Genomic DNA, 15,856 nt, shown 5'->3' on the forward strand with positions numbered 1-15,856 from the left:
CCGCCAACGCCGCCACCCACGGCCGGCGCACCGCCCGCAGCGCCGCCGCGTACAGCGCGACCGCCACCAGCAGCGTCAGCAGATGCTGCACGACCACGATCCGGGTGATGTGGCTCGGCCCGTCGATCATCCGCAGGAAGATCGGATAGCCGGACGGCCGCCAGTCCCCCGGCCACAGGTCCCGCCAGGCCTGGTCCAGGTAGGCGGCCGAGTCACCCAGGTACATCAGCGCCGGCGGATAGGCGACCAGAACCCCGACCCGCGCGACCACCCCGACGACGACCAGTGCCCCGAACACCGCATGCCGGCGCACCCACCGCCACCCACCGCCACCCATCCCGGCCAGTCTCCCAGGGCGACGTCACCCCATGACGGCGTGGGTCTCCTCCGCCGCGTGGATCAGCCGCGTGGATCAGCCGCGCAGGTCGTCGCCGGCGGCGGCGAAGGCGGCGGCGAGGGCGTCCGGCCAGGGGCGCAGGGGGGTGAGACCGGCGTCCAGCCACGACCGGGAGGACAGCACCGAGTAGGCCGGACGGGCCGCGGGGCGCGGGAAGGCGTCCGTGGTGGTGGGCGACACCACCTGGGGATCGAGGCCGATCTCGGCCATGATCTCCCGGGCGAACCCGAACCAGGTGGTCTCGCCGGCGTTGGTGCAGTGGTAGACACCGGGCGGCGGCTCGGCGACGGCCAGGTCGAGTAGGCCGGCGGCCAGGTCCGCGGACCAGGTCGGGGAGCCCGTCTGGTCGTCGACGACCGACACCGCGCCGCGCTCCCGGGCCAGCCGGCTGATCGTCCTGACGAAGTTGCGCCCGCTCTGGCCGTACACCCAGGCCGTGCGCACCACATAGGACGACGTCGGCAGCAGCGCGCGGACCGCCTCCTCGCCGGCGAGCTTGGTCCGCCCGTAGGCGCCGACGGGCGCCGTCTCGTCATCGACCTCGTACGGCTTGTTGGCCGCCCCGGCGAAGACGTAGTCGGTGGACACCTGGACCAGGACGGCGTCGACCTCGGCGCAGGCAGCCGCGAGATGCGCGGGGCCCGCGGCGTTGACGGCGTAGGCCGCCGTCTCGTCGGACTCCGCCGCGTCCACATCGGTCCAGGCTGCCGTGTTGATGACGACCAGCCCACCCTGCACCTTCGCCGGACGGGCCTGATCACGCAGCACCGCGCGCACCCGCGCGGGATCGGTGATGTCAAGCTCGGCCCGACCAAGACCCGCATAGGCCCGGACGGCGGAGTCCGGATCGGCCAGCCGGGTTTCGAGCAGTCGGCACAGGTCGACGCCGAGCTGCCCGGCGGCGCCGGTCACGAGTACGCGCACGGCCCCGAGTCTGGCAGACCAGAGCGGCGCCACGACGCCGCCACCACCGCGTCCATCCAGACATCTGGTCATGTCCGCTCTCCACCGTCCACCATCCCCCTGCCGACCCGGCCTCCCCCGCCGATCAGTACGGCAGGTCAGTAGGTGCAGTCGGCGGTGAGCGCACTGGCAGTGGTCGGCGGTTGGGAATTATCCGTAATTCCCGATGTATCGGGATGTGGCGAGGCCGTCACCGGCCCGGAGCCGCCCGTACCGGCGGAGGCCGCGGCAGCTGTGGCGATCGCGGTGGGGTCGAAGTCGGCCCCGAGGACGACGCTGATCCGCCCGGCCGGGACGTCAGGATCCGCCCGGGTCCGGCTGCCGGGAATGGCGGCCTGGACGGTGGCGGCGGCGGCTCGGCCACCCGAGGTGCCGGGCGCGCTGGACGAGCTCGCGGTCCCCGGCGTGTCGGGCGTGCCGGAGTCGCCTGGACGGTACCGGATCTGGGTCCGGGCCAGTTTGCCGCCGGACCAGTCCTGCACCGGGCCCACCTGGAAACCGGCTCGGGTCAGTTTCGAGGACGCCGCTGCGGCCAGGCCCGACACCCCGGCGGCGTTGTAGACGTCGATGGCGATCTGCCCGGCCGGGACCAGTCCCGCCGCACCGGTGGCAGCGGCGGCCGAACCGGAGCCCGGGCTCGCGCTCGCCGGTCCGGTGGCGTCCCGGCCGGGCCGTCCGCGCAGGGGGCCGAGGAACTTCTCCAGGGCGAGCGGATCGTAGAGCTGGACGGCGCCGAACCGTGGCAGTTCACCGATCGCGTTGGCGCCCTCCGCAGGCGTCGGGGTGTGCACGGGGATCGTCTCGAACCGGATCTGGTCGCTGGACAGACCGCGCAGCCGGGTCGCGAGCGCCCGCAGGTCGTTGATGCCGGTGCCGTCGTCGACGGTGAGCGCGCCGGTCGCCGCGTGCAGCAACGACTCGAGCTTCACCGGGTTGGTGAGCACGCCGGTGGAGGTCGCCTGGGCGAACACGGCACCGATGAACTGCTGCTGACGGCGGATCCGGTCGAAGTCGTTGTCCGGCAGACCGTGGCGTTGACGGACGAACGCGAGCGCCTGCTCGCCGGAGAGCCGGTTCGCACCGACGTGACCGTGCCACTGCGACCACGGGTCGTACAGGTTCGCCCTCGACCCGCCGGGCAGGGCCTTCACACAGACGGTCACCCCGCCAAGCGCGTCCGTCATCGCCTTGAAACCGGCCAGATCGATCGAGACGTAGTGGTCGATCCGGATGTCGGTGAGGTTCTCCAGCGTCCTGATCAGCAGGCTCGGACCACCGAGTGTGATCGCCGAGTTGAGCTTGCCGCGGCCGTGGCCGGGAATGCGCACGAGGGTGTCACGCGGGAACGAGACCATGGTCGTCGTCCCGTCCACGTCCAGATGGGCGAGGATGGTGGTGTCGGAACGCTCGTCGGTGACGGCGCCGCCACGTTGGTACTCGTTGCCGGTGCCGGCCCGACTGTCCGACCCGACCAGCAGGTAGTTACGGGTGCCGCTGGCAGCGTCGGCCGGGCGGTCGTCGCCGAGCCCGAGCCTGATCCGGTGGATCTGGGCGCCGAAGTACTGGTAGGCCGTCCAGGCGCCGACGGTGGTCACCAGCACGACGGCCGACATCACCGCCGCCAGCGCCAGCGCCAGGCGGCCGAGCGTCGAACGTTCCCGGGCCGGAGCCCGCGGCGGGACCGAGCCAGGGCCCGGTGCCGAAGCCACGGCCGGGTCCGGAGGCGCCCCGGAAGCCGCATGATGCTCAGTAGGCGGATCCTCCGATGGGTGCGGCGGCGCATCGGTCACCGTTCCCCCTCCCCGGCGGCCAGGTGCGACCTGCAGTGCAGCGACGACCTGCGATACAGCGACAACCTACTGCGCGGTAGCGAACCTTTCGACTACTCAACGTACCCGCGCCGAGCCGCCCGTACCCGGCACCAACCCGATGGCGCCAGAAAGGCGGCCAGCGAAGCACATGGCCAGCTTGTCCGCCGCCCTCACACCCGAGACACGCCTGGTGATTGATGCCACACCATGCGTAACTCTCCGTACGATCCACCACACGCGATAGAGTTTCGGATCATGAAGGCCCTCGTCCTCGCCGGAGGCTCAGGAACCCGACTGCGGCCGATCACCCACACGTCCGCCAAACAGCTGGTACCGGTGGCGAACAAACCGGTGCTCTTCTACGGCCTGGAGGCGATCCGGGACGCCGGCATCATCGATGTCGGCATCATCGTCGGCGAAACCGCCGCCGAGATCGAGACCGCGGTCGGCGACGGCTCGGCGTTCGGGCTGCGCGTCACCTACATCCAGCAGGAGGCCCCGCTCGGCCTCGCCCACGCGGTGCTGATCGCCCAGGATTTCCTCGCCGACGAACCGTTCGTCATGTACCTCGGCGACAACCTGATCATCGGTGGCATCGCCGGCCTGGTCGAGGAGTTCCGCCGCACCACGCCGGACGCCCTGATCCTGCTCACCAAGGTCGACAACCCGTCCGCGTTCGGCGTCGCCGAGCTCGGTGCCGAGGGCCGGATCATCCGGCTCGTCGAGAAGCCGCTGGTGCCCCCGAGCGACCTCGCGCTCGTCGGCGTGTACATGTTCGGCACCGCGATCCACAAGGCCGTGCGCTCGATCAAGCCGTCCGCCCGCGGCGAACTGGAGATCACCGAGGCCATCCAGTGGCTGGTCGACAACGGCCGGGAGGTCTCCTCCCACCTCGTCGAGGGCTACTGGAAGGACACCGGGCGTATCACCGACATGCTCGAGACCAACCGGCACCTGCTCGAGTCGATCGAGCCGGCCATCCACGGCAGCGTGGACGCGGACAGTTCCATCGTCGGCCGCGTCATCGTCGAGGAAGGCGCCTCGCTGGTCCGCTCGACCGTGCGCGGCCCGGCCATCATCGGCCGTGACACCACCCTGGTCGACACCTACGTCGGCCCGTTCACCTCGATCTTCCATTCCTGCACGATCGAACGGACCGAGATCGAGTACTCGATCGTCCTCGAACGCGCGACGATCCGCGGCATCGGCCGGATCGAGGACTCCCTGATCGGCCGGGACGTCGAGGTCATCCCGTCCGCGGCGCTCCCCAAGGCCCACCGCCTCATGCTCGGGGACCACTCCCGCGTCTCCGTCGCCGCCCTCCCCGGCGCCTGATCCCGGCGCCGCCCGCCACTCCGCCTCGCCCCGCACGACTCCGCCCCGCACGACTCCTCGCAGCCGCCGGCACAAGCCTCCACCCACCGACACGATTCGAACCTACCCAGTCACCCAGAGCCCCCATCTCTACGCTCGGTAACTGGCAGCCCGCCCAGAATCGGGCCATCCCGGGGCTGGCGAGCGGCCGCCGGCCGGCGCGGGTCCTTCTACCGTGACGGAACGGACATTTCGCCGCCTGTAGCCCTGTAGAAGGACCACAAAGATCGACACGCCCGGGAAGCCGCCAGCGGAGACCCGGCGACCCGGCGACCCGGCGACGATATGTAGTCGTCAGCCGAAGCCGCCGGCTATGGCGGGCTGGGCTGGACGGGAAGCCGGGCGAGCGGCTACAGCAGGTGTGCCCTGACAGCTCATGTGTGCTCTGACAGCTACTGTGCGCTCCGACAGCTACTGTGTGCGCGCAGCGTCAGACGAGGTGTGATCGGTCGGCCGGCCGGCGGTGGCCGATTCCGCCGCCTGGACTGCGGGTTCCGGAGAGGTCGGCCTGCTCCGAGACGCCGGCACGTCAGCCAGAACAGACCCAGTCGGTTGGCTGGCCGCGGCAGACAGGGCGGCAGCGGACAGGGCGGCGACGAACAGGGCGGCGGCCAGGACGAACGTGGCGATGGTGACGCCGATCGGGAAGGGCGCCCAGCGACCGATCGCGGACACCACGTCCGGGATCCGGGCTGGCGTGAACGACACCTGCCGGGGCAGCCAGTAGTAGCTGCAGATCGCGAGCAGGGCCGCACCCTGCATGAGCGCCGCGCCGACCAGCACCATCAGCGGGCCGAACCGCTCCCGGGCCCGCAGCACCCGGCACAGCCCGAGCGCGATCACCACGCCAAGCCCGACGATCCCCAGGTAGAGGTAGCGGCCCTGGACCGCGATCCCCCGGGTGTAGAGCTTGTAGTCCGCCCAGCTGCGCTGCCCGACCGACAGGTAGGCAAACGCCACCGGCAACAGCAGCACCACGACCGACGCCGCCCCCCACAGCCGTACCTCGCGCCCCAGCACACCAGACCCAGCCGCAGTGCCGCCGGACCCGACCGCACCAGCAGATCCGGCCACCGCATCCGGCCCCGCCGTGGCACTGCGACCGGCCGCATCAGGACCAGCTGCATCAGGACCGGCCGGCCGGTGCCGACCGCCGCCCACCATGGCCACGACGCTCAGCCCGACGACCACCACCGTCGCCAGCACGATGGCGATCGGCGACAGCTGCGGCGGCTCGAACATGCCGAGGCCGCCCCAGAACCGGGAGATCATCGTCCGGACGAAGTACCAGAACCAGGTGAAGAACGAATCGGGCAGCAGCAGTGGTTCCCGCCGCGGCGGATTCACCGCCCATCCGTTCGGCTGGACGGCGTTGTACAACACGTAGTTACGCACCCACCACCAGCCACTGACGGCGAGGCCGAGCCCAACGGCCAGCACCCCGGGAACCCACGGCAGCGACCGCACCAGCGCCCACCACGATCCAAGTCGTTCGCGGCGCGGTTTCGGGACGTCCGACCGGGTGCCGGTACCGCGGACGCGCCACCAGCCGACGAGGTAGGCAGCCACGATCATCACCGGCATGGTGAGCGCGAACGCCTTGGACAACAGGGCAAGCCCGAACCACAGGCCAGCCCAGGCCGCGGTGCGTCGACGCAGGTCACCACGCATGACTCCGGCCAGGACGACCGTAAGCGCACCGGTGGTCAGCATGAGGATGCCGTCGTTGTTGAACGTGGCACCCACCCGGGTGAAGCCGGGGATGGCCAGGGGCAGCGCGGCGGCCGCCAGGGCCGCGGGTTCACCGAGGCCGAAGCGGCGGGCGGCAAGCCAGCCCAGCACCGGCAGCGGCCCGACGACCAGGATGTTCACCAGGCGCAGCACGAACACCTGGGTGTCGTACGACCAGTCGTCCGAGCCGGGCAGGACGTCGAGCAGCAGCGCGCCGGCCGCATAGATCATCGGCGGATGCTGGACCATCTGGTTGGACAGCCGTCCGTCGTCGACCGGGGTGGGCCCGCCAAGCTCGGCGAAGGACCGCCGTTCGCCGCGCGGAGTGGGATCGATCTCGGCGAACGGTGCGGCGCCCCGGCGTTTGCCGCCGGACTGGAACATGTCCGCGTAGCGGCCCCGATCGAAGTCGTCCGACGTCGCCGCGACACCGCTGGCGATCATCTTCTTGCCGGGCGCGGGCCAGCCGTCGCCGTGCTGCAGTCCGTAGACCATGTCGACGTGCTGCGCCTCGTCGTACCCCGCCCAGGTCGGATAGACGAAGGCATAGCTGAGCAGCATCGCCAGGTGGGCCGCGGTGATCAGGACGAGCAGCAGGGGACCACGCCGCATCCGCCGAACCCGCACCCCGGACGTTGGCAGCGGCTTCTCGGCCGGGTCGGCGGCATCCGCGCCGGCTGGAGCGGGACGCGCGGTGCTGGTCGGTTTCGGGGCATCCATGGTTGAGGCCAGGGTAGACGACATGCCCTGGCGGCCCGCTTTGGCGGCCCGCGCCGGCGGCCGAGCGGTGGGGTGGACCGTCTGGGTGATGGTCACCGTCCGCCCCCACCGATGGGCCACGACCATCGGGTCGGATTGGCCGTTTCAGCGTGCCTGCTGGCTGTGCCACTCCTCGGACGAACGTCCATATCGCCAGATCTGTGTTGAAGTGGGACGACGACGCAGGCCGCAGACGCGATCACCAGGCTGCCCGACCGGGCCGCTCGACCAAGGAGCGCCAGCGACCCGTGACACCCCATTCCCGGCCGGCGCCATCGCCGTCAGCGCCGGAGCCGGCCCGCCAGCGGGGGTCGGGCGAGGATCTGCCGGCCTGGCCGCCGCGGGAGCGCCCGCGCGAGCGCCACCGGGACCGCCCGACGATGCTCGTGCTGCGGCCACATGAGCGCTCCGACCCGTACGAGCATTCCGACCCGTACGAGCACTCCGACCCGTACGAACATTCTGGCCTGTACGAGCACTCCGACCCGTACGAGGACTCTGGTTGGGACGCGCCACCGACCGCGGCGCCCACCCAGGCGCTGGGACGGCACCGGGCGCAGCGCACACCGCCGCCGCTGTATCACCCGTCCGCGCCGGCGCGGCGTCCGCACGTGACGTGGCACCGGTCCCCGGGGCGCCTGCCCGCAGTCGACGTTCCGCCGGCCCGCCCGGCGACCCGCGACACAGCGACCCGCGACGCCGCGACCCGCGACCTGGGCCGGATGTCCGTCGCACCGCCGCAGCGCCGCCCGCGCGATCCCGGCGTCGTCCCGCCCCAGCCTGATCGCCGTCAGGACAGGTCGCGCGCCGCGGACACCGCCTCGGTGCGGACGCGGACACGGACACACAGCGCGCGGGCCCGGACGGCTCCCACCCACGCGCTCCCGGCACCCTCCCGGGCCCGGGACACACCCGGCTGGGATCGACCCGTTCGGCCACACCGACCGCATCGGCCGCGCCAACCGCTGCCGCCGCATCTGGATCCCCGTCGGCCGCGGCGGCACCGGCCGTTCTCGCAGCGCCTGGCCCTCGCGATCTGCACGGCGCTGTCCGTACTGGTACTGGCCTGCACCTCGCTGGGTTGGGTGGCCTACCGGCACTTCGACAGTGCCGTCACCCGGGAGAACTGGGCCATCGCCGGGCCGCGACCGGTTGCGGCGGCGGGCGCGGAGAACATCCTCCTGCTCGGCGACGACAGCCGGGACGGCACCGACGGCGAGTACGGCACGGTGGACGGTGTCCGGTCGGATACGACGATCATCGCGCATCTTGCCCGGGACGGCTCGGCGACGCTGCTGTCGTTCCCCCGGGACATGCTGGTCCCGGTGCTACCGAAGGGCAAGGCGAACGCCCGCGACGGACACGCCAAGCTCACCGAGGTTCTTCAGCTCGCCGGGGTGCCAGGGCTCATCACCACCCTGGAGTCGCTCACCAATCTCAAGATCGATCACACCATCTCGATCAACCTCGCGGGCTTTCGGTCCATGACGGACGCGGTCGGCGGGGTCACCGTCTGCGTGACGCCGCTGCCCGACGGCAGCACCCGCAACCTGCACGACACGATGTCCGGCTGGAACGGCCGCCTCGGCGAGAACCGGCTGGACGGACGGCAGGCCCTCGCCTTTGTCCGGACCCGGTACGCCCTCGGCGACGAACGGCTGCGCATCCTGCGTCAGCAGCAGTTCCTCGACCGGCTGCTGGCCGCCGCGACCAGCGCGGGCGTGCTGACCAACCCGGCGAAGATCTCCGCTCTGCTCGGGGCGGTCGGTGGGGCGCTGCAGGTCGACTCGGGGCTCGACCAGGCCGCCCTGCTCGGCCTCGCCCGCCGGGCCAGCCAGGCCGGCTCCGGCGGGGTGCGGTTCCTCACCGTTCCGACCCACATCGCGCTGCCCGCCGACGGCGCCATCGACAACCATGGCACCGTTCCACCGCACGGCGCCGTGCTCATCGCCGACCAGGCCGGGCTGAACCGCCTCCTGACACCGCTGCTACCCGACGGGGTGGCGCCCCCGGGCGGGCCCTCCTCGAGCAGTGCCACCGCTGCCGCCTCCGGGTCGGCCGTGCCCTCGTCGGGCGTCGGGTCACCGTCCTCGGTGAGCATCACGGCCGTACGCAACGCAACCAGCCGTACCGGACTCGCCGCCCGGACGGTCGACGGCCTGCGTGCCCTCGGATTCACTGGGCCCATGACCACCTCGACGACGATCGGTCAGGCCCAGACCGAGATCCACTATCCGCCCCGGCTTCGGGAACAGGCGAGCGTGGTGGCCACCCGCCTGCCGGGCAGCCAGCTGGTCGCCAGCACGGCGCAGACGCCGACACCGCCGGCCACCGCGGGCGCAGGCGAGACCACCGGTTCCCCCACCGCCAGCACCGCAGGCAGCACGAGCAGCACAGCCAGCACGAGCAGCACAGCCAGCACGAGCAGCACAGCCAGCACGAGCAGCACAGCCAGCACGAGCAGCACAGCCGACACGGACGGCATCGTCGTCGTTCTGGGCACGAACTTCCGCGGCGTGATCCCGGCGGCGAGCACGCCGGCTGCCGGTGCCGGCAGCACCACCGCGGGCGGGCCGGTCGAGGGCGCGTCCGCGGTCAGCGGCGTCGACTCCACGACCGCCGGCACGCCCGCCAACACCTCGTGCACGCCGTGAGCGCCACGTCCTCGCGGTTGGTGTCCGCCGCGGACCTGATCCTCACCGCACCTGCGGTGTCCCCGGCCGAACCGGGGACGTCCACCGGGTCGGCGCTGCCGGGGGTGGGGGCGCGAGGTGTCGCCGAGCTGCTCGCGCGTCGGCTGGCCGCCGACCCGGCCCGTCCACTGGTGACGTTCTATGACGACGCGACGGGCGAACGCGTCGAGTTCTCGGCGACGACGCTCGACAACTGGGTGGCCAAGACCGCGAACCTGCTGGTGGACACCCTCGGCCTCGGCCCCGGCGGGCAGGTCGCAATGGACCTGCCACCGCACTGGCTGGCGCTGGTGATCGCGCTCGCCACCTGGTCCGCCAGTGGCGAGCTCCTGGTCGTCGAGCAGTCGCAGGACCGTGCCGAAACCGGCCCGCAGGTCCCCGAGCCGCCCGCGGCGACCCCGCTGGACGCGCTGTTCGTCGCGCAGGACCGGCTCGACGCGGCCGCGGACCGCGGCGCCGACGAGACTGTCGCCCTGTCGCTGCGTCCCCTGGGCGGTCGGCTGACCCGGTCCGTCCCCGGTGTGCTCGACTACGCCGTCGAGGTGCCCCCGCACGGTGACCGCTTCGGGGCACCGCCAGCGCCCGCGGCGCAGCTGGACCTGGTCCGGGTCGCCCTGCGGACGGCGGCGACCTGGCAGCTCGGCGCGTCCGACCGGCTGCTGGTCACCGCCGGACCGAGCAGCGCGACGGGGCTCCTCGGCGGTCTGCTCGCCCCGCTGGCCGCCGGCGCGTCGATCGTGCTGTGCCGCCGGCCCGACCCGGACGTGCTCGTGCGGCGGATCCAGGCCGAACGCGTCACCGCGATCGTGGCCACCCCGCCGACGGTGGACGTTGCGCCGACGGTGGACGTTGCGCCGACGGTGGACGAGGTGGCGGTGGCGGCCACGGCCGGGATTCGGGTGCTCCACCTGCCCGGTTCCGGGTGAGGCCACTACCGGGGGTGGATGCCGGGGGTGGATGCCGGGCAGGTGGGACGAAGGGCCGACCCGCCCAGGGTGAGAGCCCGACCCGTTTGGGGTGAGGCCCGATGGTGCTCTCGTGGCGACCGGTTCCAGGGGTACTGACTACGCTCGGGAGTCAGGTGGTCGCCAGGGTGACAGCGGAGGTGTCGAGCGTGCATGGCCAGAGTCCTCCGCCGATCAGCGTCATCGGCACCGGCTACCTGGGAGCCACCCATGCGGTGTGCATGGCCGAGCTCGGGTTCGAGGTACTCGGCGTCGACATCGACGCGGCCCGGATCCGGCAGCTGTCCGCCGGTGAGGCGCCCTTCTACGAGCCGGGGCTCGCAGCCCTGCTGCGCAGCAATCTCGAGGCGGGCAGGCTCGCCTTCACCCGCTCGATCGCCGCGGCCGTCGATCATGCCGACGTTCACTTCATCTGTGTCGGGACACCCCAGCGCCCCGACACGGACGCCGCCGACCTGCGCCATGTGGACGCCGTCGTCAGCGGGCTGATCGCGGCCGGGCTCGGGCCGCGGGCCCTGGTCGTGGGCAAGTCGACGGTGCCGGTGGGGACGGCGGCGCGGCTGGCCGCGCGGATCACCGCTGCCGCGCCCGGCGCCGAACTCGCCTGGAATCCCGAGTTCCTCCGGGAGGGCTTCGCCGTCGAGGACACCCTGCGCCCCGACCGGCTGGTCTTCGGGGTGGCCCCCGATGGCCGAGCCGAGGCCGTGCTGCGCGCACTGTACGCCCGGATGATCGACGTTCCCACACCCGTCGTCGTCACCGACTACGCCACCGCCGAGCTGGTGAAGGTGGCCGCGAACGCCTTCCTCGCCACGAAGATCTCGTTCATCAACGCGATGTCCGAGGTGTGCGACGCCACCGGGGCGGATGTCGTGGAGCTCGCGGGCGCCCTGGCCCACGACGACCGGATCGGGCCCCTGTTCCTGCGGGCCGGCATCGGGTACGGCGGCGGCTGCCTACCCAAGGACGTCCGGGCCTTCCAGGCCCGCGCCCAGGAGCTCGGCGTCGGTCCGGCACTGTCCTTCCTCGGTGCGGTGGACGCGGTGAACGTCCGCGCCCGGGCCCGGGCGGTGGAGCTGACCCACAAGGTGCTCGGCGGCGACCCGGTGAACCGCGCCGTCGCCGTGCTCGGGGCGGCGTTCAAACCGAACTCCGACGACATTCGGGACTCACCAGCACTGGACGTGGCCACGGCGTTGCGCCGGGCCGGAGCGCACGTCGCCGTCTACGATCCGGCGGCCGCGGCGAACGCCCGCGCCCGCCATCCCACCCTGCACGTCGCCGACTCGGTGATCGGAGCGGTGGCCGGCGCCGAGGTCGTGCTCGTCCTCACCGAATGGACGGAGTTCGGCGCGCTCGATCCGGCCGCGCTGCGCCACCATGTCGCCCGGCCAGTGGTCATCGACGGCCGCGGCGTCCTCGATCCGGCCAGGTGGGAGGGTGCCGGTTGGACCTACCTGGCCCTCGGCCGACCGCCCCGCCCGGCAGCGGTCCGCCACAGCGCCTCGCGGCACCTGACGGACCGACACCTGTCGGACCGACCTGTCTCAGAGCGGCACCTCCACCAGGGCACCGGTGTCCACCTCGTAGATGAAGCCGCGTACCGACGTCGTGGCCTGCAAAAACGGTGATGATCTCAGGATCCGCAGGGACAGCCGTACATCGTCGGCGACGTTCTCGAACGCCTGCACCGACCACTCGGGACGGACCCCGGTGTCCCGCTCGAGCTGATCACGAAAGCCCACATCGGTGATCGTCTCCATGCCGCACCCCGTGTGGTGCAGCAGGATGATCTCCTTCGTACCGAGGGCGTTCTGGCTCACCGCGAGGGAGCGCACAACATCGGTGGTGATGACACCGCCGGCGTTGCGCAGGATGTGGGCGTCCCCCTCCCCGAGGCCGAGCAGCGCCTCGACGTTGAGCCGGGCATCCATACAGGCCACCACGGCCACTCCGAGGGCCGGCGGCGCCGGCAGGGCGCCGCGCAGGCCGGTCTCCTGACGCCGCGCCGGATTGCCCGCGGCGTAGGTCAGCAGCACCTCCGTCGCCGTTGCCCCGTCGGTCACGTCGCCGGCCGGGCGACGTCCACCCGAACCCGCCACCGGTGCCGTGGCCGCGTCTCGTCCCACTACTGCTGACATCGTTTCGATCACGTCTGTCACGCCCTGTCGCCCGTTCCCCATCGTCTTCAGCCGCCCAGCCACGTACCTACGTAGATCAACCGACTGTCTGCGCAGTCCATGGTGTCCATCCCTCCCGATCAATGGCGGGGTGCCCCGTAATGTCAGGATGCCGTCCCACTACCCGGACCGGCCATCGTTCCCGACATTCACCAGGGTCGCGACCGCCACGTTGCCTGCCGCCCTGGATCGACTGCATCACTCACCGTAGATCAGGGAATACCACCACAGTGGATCGAACACGGAAAGTCGAGAACTCGATCACTCTCGGCAGTCGGAAGCTCGGGCCCGCAGCGACCACGGCGTCCAAACGGCCGCTCGAGGGAGGGGGTGGCGAAGCGCCCGACTCCGGCCAGCCGGTACTCTCCTCGGGTGGTAAGAATCGATCGAGGCCGCCTGTGGTGAAGCACCGCCAGGTACGATCGCCGCTGCAGCTACTCATCCATGAGCTGGGCAAGTTCGGCTTGGTCGGTGGTGTCTGCTACGCCATCGACTTCCTGGTTTCGAACCTGTGTCACACGCTTCTGGGAATGGGTCCCCTCAGCGCGAAGACGATCTCCACCGTCGTCGCGGCCACCTTTTCGTATATCGGAAACCGGCAGTGGTCCTTCAACCACCGCGCCCGGACCGGCCTGCGCCGCGAGTACGCGCTCTTCTTCGTTCTGAACGTGGTCGGCCTGCTGATCGCGCTTGGTTGCCTCGGGTTCGCCCGGTACGTGCTCGACCTGCGCGGGGTGCTCGCCTTCAACCTGTTCGGCAACGTGCTCGGCACGGGGCTTGGCACGGTGTTCCGTTTCTGGGCGTACAAGAAGTGGGTCTTCCTGCACCCGGACGACCCCAAGGCCGCAGCGCGGCCGACCCCGCCCGCAGACCTCCCCGCCCGGGTGCCGGAGCACGCCGGCCGGATCTGACCGGTCAGCCGTCCCCGCGACGGCTGACCGGACACAACGTGGCAGGTCGGCTGCTGTCGAGAAGACGACCGCGTGTCCCGTTCGACCGGTTAACCCCTACCATCAGTACCAAGCCCGGTCTGAGGGGTTGGTCGCCTTCGGCGCGTCCCGCCGGGTACCGACGCAATGGAGTGGCCGTCCGAACCGGATGCCGTTCCCTCCGGCGCGACGACAACGCGTGTGGCGAGGCGTCTGCGCGCGGCACCGGCGGCACAGGAGGAACGCATCATGCAGTCACCGGGCTCCAGCTCTCCGGACCCGGACGCCGAGACCCGGCGTGTCGACGGCTCGCCCGGCTACTCGGGGGGTGCGGATCCGTACGACGAGCAGACCCGCATCGCAGGTGACGAACGCGGCGGGTGGCCGTCCGCCGGGTCTCCGAACGTCCCACCCGGCGGCGGCTACCCGCGCGGCTCAGCCGGCTATGACGGGCCCCCGCAGTCGGACGGCCAGGAGCCGCAGACCCAGATCCTGCCGGACGGCTACGCGACGAGCCCGTACTCGGCGCCCGGCCGAGGGGGCAGCGGTGGCGCCTACCCGTCATCCGGGCAGAGCGGCGGCACGGCCGGTGGTTACGGGCAGGACCCGTACGCCGGCCAGGACCCGTACGCCGGGCAGGCCGGCCAGCAGGCCAACCCGTACGGGACGGCCCCTGCCGGCTATCCGCAGAGCGGCTACCCGGGGCAGAGCGGCTACCCGCAGGGTACGGCCGACGGCGGCCAAGGCTACAGCCAGCCTGGCTACGGACAGCAGAGCTACGGGCAACCGGACTACAACCAGCAGCCGGGCTACGGGCAGCAGGATTACAACCAGCAGAGCTACGGACAGCAGAGCTACGGACAGTCCGGCTACGGGCAGGCAGGTCAGCCGGTCGCCGGGCAGTACCAGCAGGCCTATCCCCAGCAGAGCTATCCCCAGCAGGGCTACGGGCAGCCCGACTCCTACGGCGGCTACCCGCCGGCCGGGGGCGGATCCGGGTCGGGCGGGGGCTCGGGGCGTCGACGCGCTCTGATCATCGGTGCGGCCGTGGCCGCCGTGCTGCTGCTCATCATCGTGCCCGTCATCGTGTTCGCCGGCGGTTCGCATGACGACAAGCCGTCGGTCTCCGCCTCGGCGCCGCCGATCGCGACCTCGTCGGCCCCGGCCACCACCAGCCCCAGCCCCAGCCCGGCACCGTCGAGTTCGCCCAGCCCGTCCCCGAGTCCGTCACCAAGCGCATCCGGTGGGCTCAGCGCGGCCGAAAGCGCACTGCTCGCCAAGCTGGACGACACCGCGATGACCAACTGTGAGCCGAACAGCTCCGCCGAGGGCGATCACATCCTGGCCTCGTTGTTCTGCCACTCCGATGACGGCAAGGTCGTCGCTGCGTACTCGTACGCCACCCGCAGCGATCTCGATGCCGATGTCGATGTGCGCAAGTCCCTGGTGACCTCCTCGAACGGCAGCTGCAAGGCCGGCCAGAACGAGGTGTTCACCTGGAACTTCCACGAGGGCCAGACGGAAGGCACCGCCGTCTGCAACACCCGCGACAGCGATCACTTCATCTACTGGTCATACAACTCCAAGCTGGTTGGGTTCATGGCCACCGGAAGTGACGGTGCCGCGCTGTATGAGTGGTGGAGCGGCTTCGACCCGGTGCCGCAAAGCTGAACCGGGCGGATCCATCCCCGGCAGGATCTCCGACGGGCGGCAATAGGGCTGCATTTGTTTACCAGTAGCCCTATACCGACTGTATCCGGACGGTAATACGCCTACGCTGAGAGCCGGATCTGTCACCACACTCGGGAGGAACCGTGCCGAGTCCCGGCAGCGGCGACGACGAAGCGCCGCGCTCCGCCGAGCAGCCGCCACCCCAGTCGTTCACCGGCGACGGCCCGGGCCCGGACACGGACTTCGACGACACCGAGCGCACCATCCTGCAGCCCACCGGGCATCGTCCGTCGACGCCCGGGCCGCAGTTCGGCTCACCGCACGAGCCGCCCCGTCCGCCCCGCCAGCCCGGTCCACAGGCGCCCGGCCCGCCGCCCTGGCTC

General features: G+C 71.5%; 10 protein-coding genes and 2 pseudogenes. 7 read left to right on the forward strand and 5 right to left on the reverse strand.

From position 1 onward, the window contains the following. From ND747_RS12725 to ND747_RS12735, 3 genes and pseudogenes are all read right to left on the reverse strand, one after another. Positions 1 to 313, reverse strand: a pseudogene (locus ND747_RS12725) (hypothetical protein); the annotation flags it as partial. A 99-nt stretch (positions 314 to 412) separates the two neighbouring features. Beyond that, the gene (gene rfbD, locus ND747_RS12730; RefSeq protein ID WP_251733744.1) at positions 413 to 1,309 is read right to left on the reverse strand and encodes a dTDP-4-dehydrorhamnose reductase; all 897 of its coding nucleotides are present in this window, start codon (positions 1,307 to 1,309) and stop codon (positions 413 to 415) included. Between the two features lie 149 nt (positions 1,310 to 1,458). Continuing rightward, a complete protein-coding gene (locus ND747_RS12735; protein ID WP_251733745.1) occupies positions 1,459 to 2,973 on the reverse strand; it encodes an LCP family protein in 1,515 nt (504 codons plus the stop codon). Positions 2,974 to 3,426: 453 nt separating this feature from the next. Here ND747_RS12735 and ND747_RS12740 point away from each other — a divergent pair, with 453 nt between their 5' ends. Further along, positions 3,427 to 4,506 carry a glucose-1-phosphate thymidylyltransferase gene (locus ND747_RS12740; protein WP_251733738.1) on the forward strand — a complete coding sequence of 360 codons (1,080 nt, stop codon included), beginning with the start codon at positions 3,427 to 3,429 and terminating at the stop codon, positions 4,504 to 4,506. Positions 4,507 to 4,956: 450 nt separating this feature from the next. Here ND747_RS12740 and ND747_RS12745 read toward each other — a convergent pair whose 3' ends face one another. Next, positions 4,957 to 7,020, reverse strand: coding sequence for a glycosyltransferase family 39 protein (locus ND747_RS12745; RefSeq protein ID WP_374216218.1), 2,064 nt, complete (start codon positions 7,018 to 7,020; stop codon positions 4,957 to 4,959). Between the two features lie 263 nt (positions 7,021 to 7,283). Between ND747_RS12745 and ND747_RS12750 the strand changes: the two genes are divergently transcribed. The 3 genes from ND747_RS12750 to ND747_RS12760 all read left to right on the forward strand — a co-directional run bounded on the left by ND747_RS12750 (position 7,284) and on the right by ND747_RS12760 (position 12,324). Then, positions 7,284 to 9,689: an LCP family protein gene (locus ND747_RS12750; protein WP_251733739.1), complete on the forward strand. Its 2,406-nt coding sequence runs from the start codon at positions 7,284 to 7,286 to the stop codon at positions 9,687 to 9,689. Then, positions 9,686 to 10,654: a TIGR03089 family protein gene (locus ND747_RS12755; protein ID WP_251733740.1), complete on the forward strand. Its 969-nt coding sequence runs from the start codon at positions 9,686 to 9,688 to the stop codon at positions 10,652 to 10,654. Before ND747_RS12750 ends, ND747_RS12755 begins: the two co-directional genes overlap by 4 nt. A 188-nt stretch (positions 10,655 to 10,842) precedes the next feature. Further along, positions 10,843 to 12,324, forward strand: coding sequence for a UDP-glucose/GDP-mannose dehydrogenase family protein (locus tag ND747_RS12760; protein ID WP_251733741.1), 1,482 nt, complete (start codon positions 10,843 to 10,845; stop codon positions 12,322 to 12,324). Here the strand turns inward: ND747_RS12760 and ND747_RS12765 are convergent. Further along, the gene (locus tag ND747_RS12765; RefSeq protein ID WP_251733742.1) at positions 12,241 to 12,834 is read right to left on the reverse strand and encodes a carbonic anhydrase; all 594 of its coding nucleotides are present in this window, start codon (positions 12,832 to 12,834) and stop codon (positions 12,241 to 12,243) included. The two genes, ND747_RS12760 and ND747_RS12765, sit on opposite strands and share 84 nt — an antisense overlap. A gap of 440 nt (positions 12,835 to 13,274) precedes the next feature. Between ND747_RS12765 and ND747_RS12770 the strand changes: the two genes are divergently transcribed. The 3 genes and pseudogenes from ND747_RS12770 to ND747_RS12780 all read left to right on the forward strand — a co-directional run. Then, positions 13,275 to 13,784, forward strand: a complete 510-nt coding sequence (locus ND747_RS12770) for a GtrA family protein (RefSeq protein WP_251733747.1) — start codon at positions 13,275 to 13,277, stop codon at positions 13,782 to 13,784. A gap of 267 nt (positions 13,785 to 14,051) precedes the next feature. Then, positions 14,052 to 15,473, forward strand: a complete 1,422-nt coding sequence (locus ND747_RS12775; protein WP_251733743.1) for a hypothetical protein — start codon at positions 14,052 to 14,054, stop codon at positions 15,471 to 15,473. A 143-nt stretch (positions 15,474 to 15,616) separates the two neighbouring features. Next, positions 15,617 to 15,856, forward strand: a pseudogene (locus ND747_RS12780) (hypothetical protein); the annotation flags it as partial.

It is taken from the genome of Frankia sp. R82 (assembly GCF_023716925.1).
Classification (GTDB): domain Bacteria; phylum Actinomycetota; class Actinomycetes; order Frankiales; family Frankiaceae; genus Frankia.

What these genes read in the sequence shown, in the direction of transcription:
- ND747_RS12740 (WP_251733738.1), top strand. Translation starts at nt 3,427, where the DNA reads ATGAAGGCCCTCGTCCTCGCCGGAGGCTCAGGAACCCGACTGCGGCCG.
- ND747_RS12745 (WP_374216218.1), bottom strand. Translation starts at nt 7,020, where the DNA reads ATGTCGTCTACCCTGGCCTCAACCATGGATGCCCCGAAACCGACCAGC.
- ND747_RS12765 (WP_251733742.1), bottom strand. Translation starts at nt 12,834, where the DNA reads ATGTCAGCAGTAGTGGGACGAGACGCGGCCACGGCACCGGTGGCGGGT.
- ND747_RS12735 (WP_251733745.1), bottom strand. Translation starts at nt 2,973, where the DNA reads ATGTCGGCCGTCGTGCTGGTGACCACCGTCGGCGCCTGGACGGCCTAC.
- ND747_RS12775 (WP_251733743.1), top strand. Translation starts at nt 14,052, where the DNA reads ATGCAGTCACCGGGCTCCAGCTCTCCGGACCCGGACGCCGAGACCCGG.